At 50.8% G+C, this 17,945-nt stretch carries 16 protein-coding genes and 1 pseudogene; all 17 read right to left on the bottom strand.

Features of this window, described 5'->3' with window-relative positions; all coding sequences use genetic code 11:
- Nucleotides 1-87: 87 nt before the first annotated feature.
- Nucleotides 88-1,335, bottom strand: coding sequence for a competence/damage-inducible protein A (locus ACFVSO_RS14995; protein ID WP_387474844.1), 1,248 nt, complete (start codon nt 1,333-1,335; stop codon nt 88-90).
- 126 nt (nt 1,336-1,461) lie between these two features.
- Nucleotides 1,462-2,037 (bottom strand): CDP-diacylglycerol--glycerol-3-phosphate 3-phosphatidyltransferase, encoded by a 576-nt coding sequence (gene pgsA, locus ACFVSO_RS14990; RefSeq protein ID WP_387474842.1) that lies wholly within the window; start codon nt 2,035-2,037, stop codon nt 1,462-1,464.
- Nucleotides 2,034-2,237 (bottom strand): annotated as a pseudogene (locus ACFVSO_RS14985) (30S ribosomal protein S12 methylthiotransferase RimO); the annotation flags it as partial. The pseudogene ACFVSO_RS14985 and the gene pgsA, both read right to left, overlap by 4 nt.
- A 150-nt stretch (nt 2,238-2,387) precedes the next feature.
- The gene (locus ACFVSO_RS14980; protein WP_387474840.1) at nt 2,388-2,879 is read right to left on the bottom strand and encodes a YajQ family cyclic di-GMP-binding protein; all 492 of its coding nucleotides are present in this window, start codon (nt 2,877-2,879) and stop codon (nt 2,388-2,390) included.
- A 34-nt stretch (nt 2,880-2,913) separates the two neighbouring features.
- A complete protein-coding gene (locus tag ACFVSO_RS14975; protein WP_387474838.1) occupies nt 2,914-3,831 on the bottom strand; it encodes a helix-turn-helix domain-containing protein in 918 nt (305 codons plus the stop codon).
- Between the two features lie 23 nt (nt 3,832-3,854).
- Nucleotides 3,855-4,622, bottom strand: coding sequence for a DUF3388 domain-containing protein (locus ACFVSO_RS14970; RefSeq protein ID WP_119801378.1), 768 nt, complete (start codon nt 4,620-4,622; stop codon nt 3,855-3,857).
- A 177-nt stretch (nt 4,623-4,799) separates the two neighbouring features.
- Entirely contained in the window at nt 4,800-5,051 is a 252-nt protein-coding gene (locus ACFVSO_RS14965; protein WP_119801377.1) for a DUF3243 domain-containing protein, read from the bottom strand.
- A 108-nt stretch (nt 5,052-5,159) separates the two neighbouring features.
- Complete coding sequence (gene ymfI, locus ACFVSO_RS14960) at nt 5,160-5,906, bottom strand: elongation factor P 5-aminopentanone reductase (protein ID WP_387475350.1); 747 nt, start codon at nt 5,904-5,906, stop codon at nt 5,160-5,162.
- On the bottom strand, nt 5,906-7,195 hold the full coding sequence (yfmH, locus tag ACFVSO_RS14955; RefSeq protein WP_387474835.1) for an EF-P 5-aminopentanol modification-associated protein YfmH: 1,290 nt from the start codon (nt 7,193-7,195) through the stop codon (nt 5,906-5,908). The genes ymfI and yfmH overlap by 1 nt, the downstream gene beginning before the upstream one ends.
- A gap of 3 nt (nt 7,196-7,198) precedes the next feature.
- Nucleotides 7,199-8,491 (bottom strand): EF-P 5-aminopentanol modification-associated protein YfmF, encoded by a 1,293-nt coding sequence (yfmF, locus tag ACFVSO_RS14950; protein ID WP_387474833.1) that lies wholly within the window; start codon nt 8,489-8,491, stop codon nt 7,199-7,201.
- A gap of 108 nt (nt 8,492-8,599) precedes the next feature.
- On the bottom strand, nt 8,600-9,385 hold the full coding sequence (gene sleB / locus ACFVSO_RS14945) for a spore cortex-lytic enzyme (protein ID WP_387474831.1): 786 nt from the start codon (nt 9,383-9,385) through the stop codon (nt 8,600-8,602).
- Nucleotides 9,386-9,492: 107 nt separating this feature from the next.
- Entirely contained in the window at nt 9,493-12,183 is a 2,691-nt protein-coding gene (locus ACFVSO_RS14940) for a DNA translocase FtsK (RefSeq protein ID WP_387474829.1), read from the bottom strand.
- A gap of 76 nt (nt 12,184-12,259) precedes the next feature.
- Nucleotides 12,260-12,487, bottom strand: a complete 228-nt coding sequence (locus ACFVSO_RS14935; protein ID WP_387474827.1) for a YlzJ-like family protein — start codon at nt 12,485-12,487, stop codon at nt 12,260-12,262.
- Nucleotides 12,484-13,206 carry a ClpP family protease gene (locus ACFVSO_RS14930; RefSeq protein WP_387475348.1) on the bottom strand — a complete coding sequence of 241 codons (723 nt, stop codon included), beginning with the start codon at nt 13,204-13,206 and terminating at the stop codon, nt 12,484-12,486. Before ACFVSO_RS14930 ends, ACFVSO_RS14935 begins: the two co-directional genes overlap by 4 nt.
- A gap of 234 nt (nt 13,207-13,440) precedes the next feature.
- The gene (locus tag ACFVSO_RS14925; protein ID WP_387474825.1) at nt 13,441-15,120 is read right to left on the bottom strand and encodes a ribonuclease J; all 1,680 of its coding nucleotides are present in this window, start codon (nt 15,118-15,120) and stop codon (nt 13,441-13,443) included.
- Between the two features lie 272 nt (nt 15,121-15,392).
- Complete coding sequence (dapA, locus tag ACFVSO_RS14920; protein WP_387474823.1) at nt 15,393-16,268, bottom strand: 4-hydroxy-tetrahydrodipicolinate synthase; 876 nt, start codon at nt 16,266-16,268, stop codon at nt 15,393-15,395.
- A gap of 237 nt (nt 16,269-16,505) precedes the next feature.
- A complete protein-coding gene (gene dapG, locus ACFVSO_RS14915) occupies nt 16,506-17,720 on the bottom strand; it encodes an aspartate kinase (RefSeq protein WP_387474821.1) in 1,215 nt (404 codons plus the stop codon).
- Nucleotides 17,721-17,945 lie beyond the last annotated feature (225 nt).

The following is a 17,945-nucleotide window of genomic DNA, read 5'->3' as shown; positions in this document are numbered from 1 at the left end:
AGCAAAGTAATCTTCGCCACGGTTCTTCCGGTAATTAGGACTAATTATATCGTCTGCCTCGACATTTGACAACAAAAATTTCACTTTTTATGCTTGCAGGGCAAGCCAGAGCCGGTATAGCGCCGCCTTCACAGCGCGCAGCCGGATCATAGAGCGACCGCCGCTCAGCTTCGCCGTATAGACCACCGGATCCTTGCCCCGCTCTGCTACCGCGAAATAGACGAGTCCGACAGGCTTGCCTTCCGATTCCGCCGGTCCCGCTACGCCGGTCAGCGATACGCCGAAGTCGGCATCGGACATCAGCCGTACGTTCTCGGCCATCATTGCTGCCGTAGACTCGCTGATTGCACCAGGCGCCTCCGGGCCTTCAAGCTGGGTCATCGGGATTCCGAGCAGCTTGTTCTTCATGACGTTCGTATAGGTGACAACGCCTCCTACGAACTCTCCGCTGCTGCCAGGCACGTTCGTGACGAGCTCGGCGAACAATCCGCCGCTGCAGCTCTCAGCGCTTGCCAGACGGCGTCTGGAGCTTCTGAGAAGCTTTATAATCGCCTCTTCGATTGGAATGTCCGTTTGGGCATAGAGATGCTCCCCGATGCGTTCCTTAATCGCATCGACGGTGGCATCAATCTTCTTATCCGCCTCTGCGGAAGTCCGTGCCTTCGTCGAGACGCGCACCGACACCTCGCCTTCCTTCGCATATGGAGCGATGGTGGGGTCTTCCTGACCTTCAATCAGGTCCAGCAGCTTCGCCTCCAGATTGGACTCGCCGATTCCGGCGAACTTCAACAGACGCGAGAACAACGGCACCTCCTCGCCCAGCATGGAACGGATCCAGTCCTGAGCCGGTCCTTCCAGCATCGGCTTCATCTCTCTTGGCGGACCGGGAAGCAGCACATACAGGGTACCGTCCGCTTCCAGGGCGTTCCCAACCGCAAGTCCGGTCGAATTATGAAGCGGCTCGCTTCCTTCGATCATATGCGCTTGCCTGCGGTTGCTCTCGACCATCGCCATCCCTCTGGATGAGAACATCTCTTCTATAACAGCCATAGATGGCTCATGGATGATCAGATTGCGATTCAAGTATTGTGCCAGCACATCTTTCGTCAGATCGTCCTGGGTCGGTCCCAGGCCTCCTGTGAACAACAGCAGATCGGCGCGTCCACGTCCGATTTCAATCGCCTGCCTTAACCGGCCGGCATTATCCCCGACCACCGTCTGGAAATAAACATCGATGCCAAGCTCGGCGAGCTTCTGGGATATCGCCTGCGCATTCGTATTTACAATTTGTCCAAGGAGAAGCTCCGTCCCCACCGCAATAATTTCCGCCTTCATCGTTGCCCCCTTCTCCAGCCCGTGCGGCTGATATGAATCATGATAGGAAGAGCACTCTCCCGGGTGTGGGAAAGTGCTCTCTTTCGACTTAAACCTGTTCGCCGGAAAACAGCGAGCCAGGCCAGGTTATTCAACCGGTATAAGGTGCTTGTTCTTCACAAAATAATCAATGCCGGAATAGACCGTTATAATGGCAGCCGCCCAGCTTGCAATCAAATCGAACGGAAAATCGATCAGCGCAAACGGGAAATTGTTGATCAAGAGCGCAATAATCATTGTGATCTGAATGGCTGTCTTCCATTTGCCCCAGGCACTTGCGGCCATGACGGAGCCTTCCAGCAATGCGATTTGACGCAAGCCGGTCACAGCAAACTCTCGGCTAATAATAACGATGGCGATCAGCGCGTTCAGCTTGTCCATCTCTACAAGCGAGATTAGCACAGCTGCTACCAGCAGCTTATCGGCCAGCGGGTCAAGCAGCTTGCCAAGATTCGTCACGATTTTGTTCTTGCGCGCAATATAACCGTCCAGACCATCCGTGCTCGCTGCAATGATAAAGATAAGTGCAGCTACGATCTGATTATATGTAATCTCAAAATCGGAGAAGCTGAGCGTGCCCAAGTCCAACTTCATAAGCAGGAAAAACATGATGACTGGGACAAGGAAAATTCTTGCCAGCGTTATCTTATTCGCTAAATTCACGCGATACCCTCCCCGGAAAGGTCAAACTCATACGCGTGCGTAACGCGTACTTTTTGTATGGTTCCTATTGGTGCGCGGCAGTTCGAGACGAATTCTTCGCCGTCGATTTCCGGCGCATCGTACATCGATCTGCCAATATAAACATCGCTGCGGCCGTCGTAACGTTCCACCAGCACGTCAATTTCTTTCCCGATAAACTTGCTGCCGTTGTGTTCTTTGACAAGCCGGAAGCTGCGTTCGTGGATTAATCCTGACATGATTTCGGAGTCGACTAAGTTTTTCTCGCATCCAAGCGTGACAACTTTCACTCTCTCAGTCATTTGTCTATCGTCAAATCCCTTCTAAACGCATTAGCGGTAATTCGTAAACTGAAGCTCCACAGGCAAATCAGCACCTCTAAGCAAGGCCATAACAGCCTGCAAATCGTCGCGGCTTTTTCCCGTTACCCGAATCTGGTCGCCTTGAATCTGGCTCTTAACCTTCAGCTTGGAATCGCGAATTAGAATATTGATTTTTTTGGAAATATCCTGTTCGATCCCTTGTCTCAGCTTGATCCGCTGCTTGACGGTCCCGCCGGATGCCCCTTCGATTTTGCCGTAATCCATATTTTTAATCGGCACGCCGCGCTTGATCATTTTGGATTGCAAAATGTCGATGACGCTTTTCAGTTTGTAATCATCATCCGAGCCTACGACCAGCTCTTCTTTCTCCAGCGCAATGCTGCTCTTGCTGCCCTTGAAGTCGAAGCGCGTCTCGATCTCCCGCTCCGCTTGCGTAATGGCATTGGCAAGCTCCTGCATATCCACCTTTGACACAATATCGAACGAGCTTTCTGAACTCATCCTATTCTCCCCTTTGCTATGTAATACGGCCAGCCTATTCGCCAGTGATCGAATCCGGCGCTTCACCGCCGCCTTCGGTTTCTCCTCCGCTTGCTCCATCTTCGCCTTGGGCTCCCTCTTCCATCAGCGGATTGATAAGGAGCTGCTTGGAGCTTGAGCGGTCGCCGTCCGGCACGAGCACGCCATCGATCCATATTTCCGTAAAGTCGGCACGCCCTACATTAATATATAGCCGTGTCGTCAAATCAAATGTCAAGACTTCTCCGTCTTCCACATTCGTATAATACAGCTTTTTGCCCGACTTGCTGCCTTCCTGTACGCCTACCCAGTTACGTCCGCCCTTAACTTTCAACTCAACCTTATGATTGACGCCCGCAGGACCGATATCATACATATCGACATTCCCTACTTTGCTGTTGAAGGTTACAGTCGCCGGAGCTTTCGTAGGCGGCGGAGGGGTAGGCGATACAGGCGGCGCGCTTGTATTCGTTGTCGGCTCTGGCGGATTCGAGTTTTCCGTAATTTTAGTGTCGTCTACTTTGCCCGGCGATTTATTATCCTTGTTAAAAGCAAAGTACCAGATGACAACAACGATTAGAATTAGAAAGCACCACATCACAACATTAAAGCCAATCTTCCCAAGCCGCTCGGAGGCGCCCGACTTCACCTTTCTCGGCTTGCGCACCGGAATGGGCTCTGTTGTCGGCTCGACGGCAGGTGCTGGCACTTCATGCTGATAAAGCCTGAGCACTTCATCCGGATCAAGACCAACAGCCTCCGAATAATTCTTGACGAAAGCGCGCACGTAAAAAGTCCCTGGCAATACACTATGGTCGCCGGATTCGATCGCTTCCAAATACCGCTTTCTAATTTTGGTCAGCTCTTGAATATCATCGAGCGACAAGCCTTTTTCATTTCTGGCCTTGCGCAGCAAAGCACCTAATTCAGACATGGAAATGCCTCCTTCCGATTGGATTAGAAATCGTCCGAATAGTTGGCAGTGAATGATTCGTATGAAATCTCTTCATCCGGTGTATTGCGCAGTTCGATAATAATATCGAAATGGCTGTAATCGTAATGCGATTCCTTAACAAATATGTCCGGATGCTCAATTACTTTCGTTGACGGCATCGCCATAATCTCCTGCAACAGGGAATGATGCCTCTCATTCGAGCGTATCGTGCTCACGATTCCGTCAATAATAAAGATATTGTTGGGCTGCATCTCTTCCTCGGACAACTGACTGCGAACCGTCTGACGAAGCAAAGTAGATGATACAAAGGCCCAGCGTTTATTGGAGCAGACACTGCCTGCTATGATCGATTCCGTCTTCCCGACGCGCGGCATGCCGCGAAGACCAATCACTTGATTGCCTTCTCGCTTGAATACTTCCCCAAGAAAGTCCACGAGTAAGCCAAGCTCGTCTCTTACGAAACGAAAGGTTTTCCGATCGTCGGAGTCCCTTTCGATATAACGGCCATGGCGCACAGCCAATATATCTACAATTGTAGGCGTTCTCAGCTTATTCACCGTAATATTATCAACCTTCTGCAGCATTTTGCCCAGAAGATCGATCTTCACATCGTCATTGGTTTGAAGCAGCATGCCGCGAGTGCGGTCCTCTACGCCGTTAATCGTCATAATATTTACTTCCAGCATACCGAGCAAGGAAGCAATATCTCCAAGCAAGCCAGGGCGGTTCTTATGTATCTTGTATTCCATATACCATTGCTTCGTCTCCAACGATGTCACCGTCCTAAACCTGAATAATAAAGAGTATAAGGCCAGAAATCAAGTTTCTTCCCCATAAACATACCTTTAATCATCTATTCTACAATTTTCGTCATTATCCTGCAATGAAACAAAACATTGCAGAAAAGCCTCCGCTTCTGGAGGCTTTCCTGCTGACCGGTATAAGTGCTACGATTTCTCGACGAGCTTGACCATCAGCCTTGCGACTGTCTTGCGCTCTGTTTCGTCGCCAATATCCCAAAGCTGCTTCAAAATGCGTTCTTCATCATTTTTGGGATCAACCTTTTCGTCAAGGAAAGATCCGATCTCGAACGCCAGATTGGCGATCGTATCTTCCGTCAGCCCCATCTTTTTCGCTTGAGATACGCGATCGGCCAAAAAATGCTTCCATGTCTCGAAATTCGTCAGGACCGTTGACATGCCTCTTCGCCTCCTAAGGTTGGTGTGGGATAGAAAAGAATCATCAACAGTCCTATTCTGCGCATTTCCGCAGCGACTTATTCAATTCTAGGCTGAATATGACGAAGCTCAGGTATGCCATCCACCGTTCGGACTAATTATTTGACCTGTAATATAAGATGATTCCGGCAAGGAAAGAAAATAAACAAGCGATGCGATTTCTTCGGCGGAGCCGAAGCGGCCGGCAGGGATTTCCTGCTGCAAAGCCGCTTTCTCCTCCTGATTAAACCCGTTCATCATCAGCGTATCCACCACTCCCGGAGCAACAGCGTTCACGGTAACCCCGGATGGAGCAAGCTCCTTGGCCAGCGCTTTCGTGAATGCATTCATCCCGCCCTTTGTCGTGGAATAAAGCACCTCGCAAGACGCGCCTGACATGCCCCATACAGAAGATACATTAATGATGCGGCCGTATCGCTGCGCGATCATGCTCGGCATGAACAGCTGCGTACAAAGAAACATTCCCTTCAGGTTGACAGACATCACATCATCCCATTCCTGCTCCGTCACGTCAGCCAGCATGCCATAATGCGAGATTCCGCCGTTATTCACCAGAATATCCGGACGAATGTCATGACTCTCCAACTTCTCGCGCATTCTCAACAATTGTTCACGCGAGCGAAGATCAGCGGAGATCGTCATGACATTGGCTCCAAGCGCCATACACATTCTTGCGGTCTCATTCGCGCTTTCATGTGATTCCAGATAATGGAGAACAATATTGACCCCTTCCGCGGCAAAGCGCTTTGCAATCGCAGCGCCTATGCCACGGCTCCCCCCGGTGATCAATACTGTCGTCTCCTGCAAATTTTTCATCATTTCGCTGCTGGTTTCTCTACGATGGAGACAGCCAGCTGCTCGAAATCAAAATGCTCGCGAAGACGCTGATTCACTTCTTCAAGCGTGCACGCCTCATAGAAGCCCAGCACATCGAACATATCGGCATCGCGGAATCGGTATCGGGTAAATTCACCCGCTATGGATTCGGGGGAGTTCAGCATGCGAAGATAACTTCCGATTTTTTTGCGTTTCGAACGCTCGAATGCGGATTGTTCGATGCCCTGGTTAACAGCTGAAGTAATGCCTGAACGCAGGGCCTCAATTAAAGCATCCGGATCGGGCGTATCTCCGCCAATGACCGAAAACGCGTAATCGCTGCTGGAATTGTATTCATGACCGAATGAATCGGAAATTAAATTTTGTTCATATAGTGACTGGTACAGCTTCGTGCTCGGGCCAATCAAGGCTTCAAGCATCAGCTTCGTCGTCACTTCATTGCGAAGCAGCGCCTCGCCAGTCAAGCCGACCCCTTTCTCCTTGAATCCCAGCATGCACTTAGGCAGCGAAACCGACAATTGCGCCACTTTGCGTGGAAATTTCACAGAAACAGGTTCTTCATCAAAGTAACGCTCGATCTGACCTTGCGGCTCGAAGTTCTTCGCTTTTTGGTTGGCCTTCACCAAGTCGAAGATTTCCTTCACATCCACTCCGCCAACAACAAACAGCAGCATGTTGGACGGATGATAGAAGGTCTCATAGCAACGGTACAACGTTTCTTTGTCGATCTGATAAATGGATTCTACCGTGCCGGCGATATCGATGTGTACGGGATGGTTGTGATACAAAGCGTCAATAAGCCCGAAGTATACACGCCAATCCGCATTGTCTTTATACATATTGATTTCTTGCTCGATGATGCCCTTTTCCTTATCCACATTGGTATCCGTGAAATAGGGCTTCTGCACAAAGTTGATCAGCGTCTCCAGATTGGCATGGATTTGCTCCGTTGCCGAAAAGAGATAGACCGTCCGGTCAAACGTCGTGTAAGCATTCGCCGAAGCGCCTTGCGAAGCAAATACAGCAAAGATATCGCCCTCCGGCTCCTCGAACATTTTATGCTCCAGGAAATGCGCGATCCCGTCCGGCACCCGGACTGCCTCCTGAGTGCCGACAGAGAAGCGATTGTCGACGGAACCATATTTGGTGGAGAAGGTAGCGTACGTTTTCTGGAAGCCTTCCTTTGGCAGGACAATTACTTCAAGGCCATTATCCAGCACTTCGCGGTACAACTTCTCCTGTACATTGGGATAATTCAGCGTCTCCATCGCTTAAGCCTCCTTTCGATCGCGCAGGAAGTAGACCGTGTCGAGCTGAACGCGCTTCGCCACTTCTACAATATCGTCTGCGGTAACGCCCTGAACTTGCTCCAGCAGCTGTGCCGACGTTCTTTCATTGCCGGTCAGGACACTGTTGAAATCATAAGAGAGCATCTCGTAGGCCGAATCCTGCAGCTCGCGCAGATGCCCCGATATCATCGCTTTGGTCTGATTGATTTCAAGCTCGGACAGCTCGCCGCTCGCCATACTCTCCAATTGCTGCTTGATAATGGCTACCGCTTTTTCGTAATGATTGAATTCGATGCCCGATTGGATGGTGCAAATCCCTTTGTGCCCGTCAAGCCGAGATGCCGCGTAATAGGCCAAGCTTTCCTTTTCCCTCACATTAATGAACAGCTTCGAATGCGGATATCCGCCCAAGATGCCATTGTACATGAGCGCAGCAGGATACAGCTTGTCGTCGTAGCCGATCCCCGTACGCAAGCCCATGTTGAGCTTGCCTTGGCTTACATCCAGCTCATCCACAACATACTTGATGTCATGAACGTCATGCTTAACGTCTGGTATGGAATAGCGCGCAGGCATACCCGGCTTCAGCTTGAATGCCTCTGCGACTAGCTGCGTCACTTCCTCCAGCGAGGTGTCGCCTACAACATACAAATCCAGCGCAGCGCGGTCGAGCCATTTTTCGTAATGGCGGAACAGCGCATCTGGCGTAATGCCGTCAATCTCCTCCAGCTTGCCGAGCGGATGAAGACGGTACGGTTCATTGGCGCACATCTCCTCCAGACAGCGCTCTGCGGCATAACGGATCTTATCGTTGACAATAGCCTCTAGCCTCTTCCTCAGCGTCGCTTTCTCCGCTTCCACGTATTTGGCGCGGAATCCGCCGCCTTCCTTGAGCGGATCGGTCAGGGCATCGCCAAGAAATTGCAGAGAAGCAGCCAGCAATGACTGCTCTGAGCTTACGAACTGGTCATTGATGACATCCATTCGAAATTGTACGATCTGGGAATCTCCTCTTTTATATACATCGAAACCAAAGCCTGCTCCGTACATATCGTCCAACTTCTCGCGAAACGCGATTGTCTCCGGCGTTCTAGCCGTACCCCGGCGCAGAACGAAGGGAATAAGGGCAATCGGCGTCACCGTATCCTCACTTAACGGAATGCCCGCAAACAAAGATATCGCAAACGTCTTGAATCGTTTCGTCGGCAGAACATGCAGTCTAACTCGCTGCAGCTGCCCCCTTTGGAATAAGGACACGCGGTTTGCTCCCTTCATAGATGCCGTTTTTACCATTTTAACCTAATGGAAATGGAAGAAGCAACCGCCACTGCGCTCACGCAGAAGCGGCTGCTTCTCTTATCCCAGGCCTATCTGACGGCATGCTTACATACAAAATATATGTTTCCCAATCGTCTTTACCTGTGTCCGAGTCCATATCCAGGCCGATGTCGCTGTTACCGGATTGAAGTAGTAGAGACAGCCGCCTGAAGGATCCCAGCCGTTAATGGCATCCATGACTGCCTCCTTGGCCTTGGCATTCGGAGTCAGGTAGATCTGGCCATCAGCCACTGCTGTGAAGGCACGCGGCTGAAAGATGACACCGTATACCGTATCTGGGAAGCTTGGTGATTTCACGCGGTTCAATATAACAGCAGCCACTGCTACTTGACCCTCATAAGGCTCACCTCTCGCTTCGCCATAAACGGCATTAGCCATAATTTGAATATCATTCTCGGATAGGCCAAGCTTATTGGATGGCGCAAGATTGCTTCCTGAACCTGCACCTCCGCCGCTGCTGCCTCCGGATGGCGGCGCTTGCCCCGTACCGCCGCTTGTCTGGCCAGGCTTCCAAGCTTTGGTCGCGTTCACAAGCTTCTTCTTCGTATCTGCACCGACAAGGCCATCCGATTTCAAACCGAACTTCCATTGAAACCATGTAACCGCGCCTTTGGTCTTGGAGCCGAATACGCCATCTATCTTCCCGTTGTAGTAGCCGAGAAACGTAAGGCGTCCTTGCAGCTCATACACATCCTGGCCTGTGGATCCAACCTTAAGTGTTGCATTGCTGAACGTTTCTGTCGACTCGCGGCTATTCCCTTTGAATAAGGAAAAGGTACCGCATACGAGCAGAACGATGATCAAGGTCACCGCTAACAAACGATTTCTCATGTAGGGATCTGCCTTTCTCTTGCAAGTTAGTTCGCTTTAGGTAGCGTTACCTAACTCTAGTATGAGAAAGTTCCCCAGCTTCTATGCAGGCGATTATCGCATTTGGACTAAGAGCTGACCCGACTTGCTTGCAGCTGCTCCAGCGTCATTAGCACCTCGCGGGGCTTGCTGCCTTCATACGGACCAACGACGCCTCTCGCCTCCATCTGATCAATCATTCTGGCCGCTCGCGTATAGCCGACCCGCATTCTCCGCTGCAGAAGCGAGACGGAAGCTTGCTTCGCTTCAACGACGATTTGGACGGCTTGATCGAACAGCTCATCCAGCATCATATCCTGATTTTCTGTTTCTTCCTCGATTTCCGGCACCAGATCTTCTTTGTAGACCGCTTCACCCTGATCCCGCGCGAAGGCGACAAGCGCTTCAACCTCCTGATCAGATAGGAACGCGCCTTGCACACGAATCGGCTTCGACATGCCTACAGGCAGGAACAACATATCGCCTCTGCCCAGCAGCTTCTCGGCTCCGGCCATATCCAGAATGGTTCGCGAGTCAACCTGCGACGATACGCCAAACGCAATACGCGACGGAATATTCGCTTTGATCACGCCGGTAATAACGTCAACCGACGGCCGCTGGGTGGCGATAATCAGATGAATCCCGGCTGCACGGGCCATCTGTGCCAATCTGGCAATGGAATCCTCGACATCTCCCGCCGCTACCATCATCAGATCCGCAAGCTCGTCTACAATAACTACAATGTAAGGAAGCACTGCAGACGGATTATTTGCCATTAGTGTATTGTAGCCTTCAATATTGCGCGTGGACGACTTGGAGAACAGCTCATACCGTTTCTCCATCTCTACTACAATCTTTTTCAGCGCAAGCGATGCTCTGCGTGGATCGGTCACGACAGGCGCCAGCAAATGAGGGATGCCGTTGTACACATTAAGCTCAACCATCTTAGGGTCGATCATCAAAAACTTCACTTCGTCAGGATGAGCTTTGTACAGAATGCTCGTAATTATGCCGTTGATACATACCGATTTTCCGGAGCCCGTCGCCCCGGCTACAAGCAGATGGGGCATCTTGGCCAGGTTGCCGACGATCGTCTGACCGGAAATATCTCTGCCGAATGCAATAGACAGCTTGGAGGAAGAGTTATGGAACGCAGGTGTTTCCATTACTTCTCTCATCGTGACAACCGATACTTCCATGTTCGGAACCTCGATGCCGATAGCCGATTTCCCCGGAATGGGAGCCTCCATGCGCACATCTTTCGCTGCCAGCGCAAGCGCAATATCATCGGTCAAGCCCACAATCCGACTGACCTTCACGCCGGTTGCTGGCTGTACTTCATAACGGGTAACTGCAGGGCCGCGTACAACATCCAGTACTTTCGCCTTCACGCCGAAGCTTTCGAGGGTCGCTTCAAGCTTCCGTCTGGAGTCATACATATCCGTAGCATCCGATCCTTTGGCCATTCCGCTCGGCTTATGCAGTAGCGTGAACGGAGGAAGCATATACGGCTTTTCCGCTGGAGACTCCCCATCGACCGGCCTTCTCGGAACAGCTCCCTCCGTATCTCCATCCGCAATAATGGCTTCAGAGTCTAGGAGAGGATTGGATCGCTGTTCTACACTCTCGGGTAGCTCCTCATCAGTTGGATGATATGCTTCTTCGCTAGAAGAAACGTCAGAAGTCAAAGATTGATCTTCCGGCTCTGCGTCGTGGCGCGGCCACACCTGCTCGTCTTCCAAAGCTGGCGCAGTAGATGCTCCGTCTGTATTCCATTCATTATGTATAGCTGAACCTGGTTCTGGATCAGCAACCGCCCAAGGAGGCTCATTGTCGTTAGTTACAGTAGCTTCGGTATTGACCGGACGCTCTCCGGAAGGCTCCCAATCGCCAGCCAATTCACTCTCCCAGACCGGCTTTGCACTCGTCTCGGAATGCTCATGCTGTGACAGCTGCCATTCGTCCTGCTGGTCCTGAGCCTTTGATTCCTGCTGCCCCTCCTGCTTCCACGCAAAAAACAGAGACTTGCGCTTCCGTCGCGGAGCGGGCTGATAATCATCCTCGTCCTCCATCGTCCCATCATGATCATTGGGCTGTACCTGTGCGGCAACGATGGCAACTTTCGCAGCTTTTCGCTTGCGCATCGCGCTTCGCTTAGCCATGAGCAGCTTGTACATGCTTCCTGCCCGTTTGCGTATGACTCCCAGCAATTCGACATAAGATTTGCCTGTAATCAACATAATGGAGATTGCGAACATCACAATATTAATAATTAGAGCACCGTAGTAGCCAAACAACATAAATAATAAGGAATATTGAATCGCGCCGATATAACCGCCGCTAATCGTCTTGTCTCGTATGGATACATCATTCGCAGGCGACACCGAAATCAATTGATCTCTGAGATCGGTGCCAAGTGTACTCATAATCACTCCACCCGATAGCGCTTCCCGCTCCACTCCCGCAAAACGGAGATTCACCTCGGAGATGGAGCTGCTTAATGTGAAAGCGAGCACGAGAATAAGGAGGCCTGTCCTTCTGCTTGACCAACTTTTGGGCCATGCCCGCTTCACCATAACGCTAAGTCCAACGTAAACCCCGATAAGAGCCAGCACAAAATAAAACTTGCCTAGAGCAAGGCCGAACAGCTTGGACAATGCGCGGCCTACAGCCGCTTCGCCCGACAGGGCAATGATCGATATCGTAATAAGCAATATGCCGTAAACTTCGTATTTTAATTGAGCGCCAATGGATTTCTTTCGTCTCTTTTTCTTCGCCAATTCCGTCACCTCTGGTCTACCATTATAGCACAGATATTGGTTAAGGGGCTACGAATGAGCGCAACAATGGGAACACTTATTCTTTTATTTCGTTGTAGGGGATCACAGCGCCCGGCATGAAAGCCGGGTTCAAATAATCGTGAAGGCTGCAATCCAATAAACGTACAATTCGTCCCATGCCAGGCGCAACGGGAATAACTTGCATTTTGATGCCTCTCACCGTCACCTCATGCATGGGTTTGTCCTGCTCATCATGGATGCCTTGCAGCACCAGTTCTAACGGCATTACAGTATGAAGCGTCATTGCGGCACGCCTCCCGGCATCGGCATCGGCATCGGCATAGAGGCTCTGCGCATTTCAATCATCGCATTCAATTCCCGCAGCGATTCGCCCAGCCCGCCTACTGCATCAATCAAACCATGCCGGACAGCATCCGTACCGATAACAGTTGTTCCGATATCTCGTGTCAGCTCTCCTGTCTTGAACATCAGATCCTTGAAGGTATGCTCCATAACCTTGGAGTGGGAGGTGACGAATCGAACAACCCTCTCCTGCATTTTATCCAAATACTCGAAGGTCTGAGGTACGCCAATGACCAATCCGTTCATCCGGATGGGATGAATGGTCATCGTAGCCGTCTCGGCAATAAATGATTTATTGCCAGCAACAGCAATCGGAACGCCAATAGAATGTCCGCCTCCAAGTACAAGCGTCACCGTAGGCTTCGACAAGGAGGAAATCATCTCCGCAATCGCAAGTCCTGCTTCCACATCGCCGCCTACCGTGTTTAATACGATCAGCACGCCTTCAATCTTATGGTTTTGCTCTGCAGCGACAAGTTGCGGGATAATATGCTCGTATTTGGTTGTCTTATTTTGCGGCGGCAATATGAGATGCCCTTCCACCTGACCAATAATGGTCATGCAAAAAATATTCGATTCCGTCGGCACAGGAGTTAACGCTGTACCAAGCTGCTGAATATTTTCCACAACACTGCCCATCTTTTTCTTGTCATCCGGCATAGCCGGGTCCGGCTGGTCGCTTCTGTAAGCTGTTGGATCAAACGGATTTGTCATTTGGTCATGTCCCCTTTGATGGCAATGAATAGCTCGTCATAGTATGGAATGGAGACATAATTTTATACAGCACCCGTTAAGAAGAAGTCAGGTTTATTGGCAGCCATGTCTAACAACAAAAAGCGCTCTTTCATCCTCATAGGATAAAAGAGCGCTTCATAGGTGATGGGTTTACGTCGCTTACACTTCCATAATAATCGGCAGTATCATTGGACGACGACGCGTTTGTTCATATAGGAATCTGCCGAGCGCATCCTTTACATTGGTCTTAAGGGATGCCCACTCGTTCACTTTATCGTTCATCAACTTGTTCAGCGTCGATGTTACGATGCGGTTCGCTTCATCAAGAAGACCTTCCGATTCGCGTACATAGACAAAGCCGCGCGAGATAATGTCCGGACCGGACATGATCGTGCCGTCCTGCTTGCTGAGGGTAACGACGACAACAAGGATACCGTCTTGGGACAAAAGTTTGCGGTCGCGGAGCACGATATTGCCTACGTCTCCAACGCCAAGACCGTCAATCAGGACATTGCCTGCTTGGACCTTAGAGCCCTTGCGAGCATTGCCGCCTTGGAATTCCACGGTATCGCCGTTATCGATAACGAAGATATTCTCACGTTCCATGCCAATCGATTCGCCAAGCTTGGCGTGCTGGCGAAGCATGCGGTATTCGCCATGAATTGGGATAAAGTACTTCGGTTTGATCAAGTTGAGCATAAGCTTAAGCTCTTCCTGGCTGCCGTGACCGGATACGTGTACGCCGGATACGGAGCCTGGGCCGTAGATGACGTTAGCGCCAAGACGGAACAGCTCGTCTACCGTACGTCCAACATAACGCTCGTTGCCCGGAATTGGCGTCGCGGCAATGATCACCGTATCCCCTGGCAAAATGTCAACCTTGCGATGCGTGGAGCGTGCCATGCGTGTAAGCGCCGACATCGGCTCGCCTTGACTGCCTGTGCACAAAATTACCACTCGATCGGCAGCAAGTTTGTTCACTTCTTCCGGCTCGATAATCATTCCTTCTGGAATGTTCAAGTAGCCAAGCTCTGAAGCGATGCCAACTACGTTGACCATGCTGCGACCTACGACAGCAATCTTGCGGCGAGTTGCGATCGAGGCGTTAATGATTTGTTGAATCCGATGTACGTTCGATGCAAATGTCGCAACGACTACACGTTGTGTCGACTTGCGGAATATGTCTTCCAGTTCTTCGCCGACATTGCTCTCGGATGGTGTGTAGCCCGGACGCTCCGCGTTCGTGCTGTCGGACAACAGTGCCAAAACGCCGCGGCTGCCGATTTCGGCAATGCGCTGCAAGTCGGCGAATTGATCGTTGACCGGTGTATGATCGAATTTAAAGTCGCCCGTATGAACGACAATGCCTTCCGGTGTATCCAGGCTGACGCCAACGGAGTCCGGGATACTGTGATTAGTCTTGAAGAAGGTCGCGCGAATGGAGCCCATTTGAACTTCGGAATCGGCGTTAATGAGGATACGCTTGGTTTCTCCGAGCAAGCCCGCTTCCTTCAATTTTCCTTCAATAAGTCCAAGCGTTAGCTTCGTGCCATATACCGGCACATTCAGATGTCTGAGAACATAAGGCAAACCGCCAATATGATCCTCGTGACCATGGGTAATGAGAATACCGCGAACTTTGTCGCGATTCTCTGTCAAATAAGAGATGTCCGGAATGACAATATCAATGCCGAGCATGTCCTCTTCTGGGAATTTCAGGCCGGAGTCAACAACAACGATATCGTTGTTGTACTGAATAACGTACATATTTTTACCAATTTCGCCTACTCCGCCTAGTGCAAATATAAGCAGCTTATCCTGGTTGTTCTTTTTAGACAAGTGGATCTATACCTCCTACGGTAAATGTAATGTGAAAAAAACAAATAAACTTGCAATCTATGCGTATTACAATAAACGTCAGATGCCGCTCTGACGATCATTTCTTCATGTTCAATTTTGCCGCACCCATTCACTTGATTTCATTATACATGATGAAAAAGCTGGAACACAAGTCATACAAGTCAATCGTTTCAAACTTATTGACGGGAGTCTTTAGCAAATAATAAAGCCGGCGCTGTATGCACCGGCTCAAGTATAAATAATTTTATATATTACAAGACCAGGTCGCGCAAAAACTTGGCTTCTGCATCGTCCGCGTCCACTAGCGGCAGACGTACCGAACCGACTGGCAGTCCCTTCAGCCCTAGCGCATATTTGACAGCGACAGGATTCGGCACTGGATGCGGACAGTAGAATAGTCCTTTGAAGATCGGGAACAATTCACCGTTCAGGCGCGCTGCCTCTGCGACCTTGCCGCTTACATAAGCATCGATCATTTGCTTCATTTTGGCGCCTACGATATGACCTGCCACGCTTACAATGCCGTATGCTCCCACTGACAATGCCGGCAGCGTCGCACTGTCATCCCCGCTGTATACGAGGAAGCCTTCCGGTGCCCCGCTGACGATTTGGGTCAGCTGTTCCAGCGATGCGCAGTCCTTGGTCGCCACTACATTGTCCAGTTGAGCCAGTCTGAGCGTCGTATCGACGGAGATGTTAACACCTGTGCGCCCCTCTACATTATAGAGGATAATAGGCAGCTTGGTTGCTTCCGCAATGGCTTTGAAATGCTGGTACAAGCCCTCTTGGGATGGCTTGTTGTAGTACGGAGCAACTAGCAAGATTCCATCAACGCCGCATGCTTCCGCCTCCTGCGTCAGGTGGATGGAATGGGCTGTATTATTGCTCCCCGTGCCTGCAATAACCTTGCAGCGGCCCGCTGCATGCTTCACGACAAAACGGAACAGCTCCAGCTTCTCGCCGTCCGAGAGCGTCGGGGATTCCCCTGTTGTCCCGGCGACTACCAGACTGTCGCTTTGCTGCTCTTCTATTAAGTAATCGACTAGCTTCCCAGCTGTTTGCCAATCAATTTGTCCATGTGCGTCGAACGGTGTTACCATTGCCGTGATCAATCTTCCGAATTCCATCTGGGAACCTCCTAAAAGTTTGCGAAGCAAACTTGCCTCGTAAGCATTCGCTTAAAGTTTGCGAAGCAAACTTGCCTCGTAAGCATTCGCTTAAAGTTTGTGAAACAAACTTGCTTCCTAAGCATTCGCCTAAAGTTTGTGGAGCAACTAGCTTTATATGATAAAGTTTGAAAACAAACTTACCTCATTAGCACTGTATCGTATTATAGCATGATTTTTATTCATAACTCTATAAACCTATCGGTGAAGGTCGAATTTGGCATGCAGGGCCCGCAGCGCTTTAGCCATATCCGCTTCTTGTACGAGCACCCATATCGTCGTATTGGAGTCGGCGGACTGCATGATGGTAATGCCTTGCTCCGTTAAAGCCTCAACGATGCGAGCCATCACGCCGGGCTGACCATTCATCCCCCCGCCTATGACTGATATTTTGGCACAGCCGTGTATCGCCTGGGGGGTGAATCCCCCTGCCGCCAGCAGCTCTAAGGCGTGCCGGGCATCCTGATCGAATACCGTGTATACGGCTCCGCTTGGTGTTACATTAATAAAATCGACGCTGATATGATGTTTGGCCATCGTCTGAAACACCTGCAACTGCATATCTGATCGGCCCTCTAACGCCCTTACCGTTATTTGCGTAACGCCCGCTACATGTGCGATGCCCGTCACCGGTCTATCCTTAAAGGCCTGTTCAACTTTGATGACTGACTTGTCTGTTACGAGCGTACCCGTCCCATCGGAGAAGGTAGATCGGACACGGACCGGAATATGGGCTTGCTGCGCGATCTCCACAGCACGCGGATGAATGACTTTAGCTCCTTGCCTGGCCATGTTGCCTATCTCCGCATACCCTACCACATCAAGAGGTCTGGCCTCGCTGACAATTCGGGGATCTGCAGTCAATATCCCGTCTACGTCCGTATAAATATCAATCATCTCCGCTCGCAAAGCAGCGCCAAGCGCCGTTGCGGATGTATCGCTGCCGCCGCGCCCCAGAGTCGTCATATCACCGCTTGCCGTAACGCCTTGAAAGCCGGTGACGATGACAACCTTCCCGTCATGCAGCAGCTTGAGCAGGCGCTCTGTCTGGATGGACTTAATTCGCGCGGAACCGAATTGCTCGTCGGTCACAATGCCTGCTCCTCCGCCTGTTAAAGCGGCTGCCTGAATGCCATGGGACTGGAGCATACTGCATAAAGCGGCTGCAGAGATGATTTCCCCGCAGCCGAGCAGCATATCCAGCTCGCGTGCAGGCAATGAATTGCCGTTGTCACGAATAAGCGAGAGCAGCGTATCCGTCGCATACGGTTCGCCTCTGCGGCCCATGGCCGAGACGACGACCACGACAGCATATCCGCTCTCCCGCTCTCTAGTTATATGATGAATAACACGTTCTCTTGCATAATCGGTAGACAGCGAGGTTCCTCCGAATTTCTGAACCAAAATTCGCATACCGTCAGCCTCCATCATCGACCGAAGACGAAAGCAGCGTCATACCCGTGCCTTATCCATTAACCTTATGTGATGTGTATTCGACGATCTGAACGGTATTCCTTGCAGCGCTTGTTTAGAAGGTTCTCGGAGATAATCCGCATACCGAGACCGCGCTTATGAACGAGGTCGCGATTCAAGCGGCTATCGGATACGCAAGTCATTCTGACGTATCCGCCGCAAGCG

Origin of the sequence: Paenibacillus sp. NPDC057967, from assembly GCF_042887015.1 — a bacterium.
In the GTDB taxonomy this organism is placed as follows: Bacteria; Bacillota; Bacilli; order Paenibacillales; family Paenibacillaceae; genus Pristimantibacillus.
Note: the sequence above shows the minus strand (reverse complement) of the source record. Positions and strands in the feature narration are given on the sequence as shown.

What these genes read in the sequence shown, in the direction of transcription:
- ACFVSO_RS14965 (WP_119801377.1), bottom strand. Translation starts at nt 5,051, where the DNA reads ATGTCAACGGTCCTGACGAATTTCGAGACATGGAAGCATTTTTTGGCC.
- dapG (WP_387474821.1), bottom strand. Translation starts at nt 17,720, where the DNA reads ATGCGAATTTTGGTTCAGAAATTCGGAGGAACCTCGCTGTCTACCGAT.
- ymfI (WP_387475350.1), bottom strand. Translation starts at nt 5,906, where the DNA reads ATGAAAAATTTGCAGGAGACGACAGTATTGATCACCGGGGGGAGCCGT.
- ACFVSO_RS14980 (WP_387474840.1), bottom strand. Translation starts at nt 2,879, where the DNA reads ATGAGTTCAGAAAGCTCGTTCGATATTGTGTCAAAGGTGGATATGCAG.
- ACFVSO_RS14935 (WP_387474827.1), bottom strand. Translation starts at nt 12,487, where the DNA reads ATGACGCTTCATACTGTAATGCCGTTAGAACTGGTGCTGCAAGGCATC.
- ACFVSO_RS14930 (WP_387475348.1), bottom strand. Translation starts at nt 13,206, where the DNA reads ATGCCGGATGACAAGAAAAAGATGGGCAGTGTTGTGGAAAATATTCAG.
- ACFVSO_RS14995 (WP_387474844.1), bottom strand. Translation starts at nt 1,335, where the DNA reads ATGAAGGCGGAAATTATTGCGGTGGGGACGGAGCTTCTCCTTGGACAA.
- yfmF (WP_387474833.1), bottom strand. Translation starts at nt 8,491, where the DNA reads ATGAAGGGAGCAAACCGCGTGTCCTTATTCCAAAGGGGGCAGCTGCAG.
- ACFVSO_RS14975 (WP_387474838.1), bottom strand. Translation starts at nt 3,831, where the DNA reads ATGTCTGAATTAGGTGCTTTGCTGCGCAAGGCCAGAAATGAAAAAGGC.
- dapA (WP_387474823.1), bottom strand. Translation starts at nt 16,268, where the DNA reads ATGGAATTCGGAAGATTGATCACGGCAATGGTAACACCGTTCGACGCA.
- yfmH (WP_387474835.1), bottom strand. Translation starts at nt 7,195, where the DNA reads ATGGAGACGCTGAATTATCCCAATGTACAGGAGAAGTTGTACCGCGAA.
- sleB (WP_387474831.1), bottom strand. Translation starts at nt 9,385, where the DNA reads ATGAGAAATCGTTTGTTAGCGGTGACCTTGATCATCGTTCTGCTCGTA.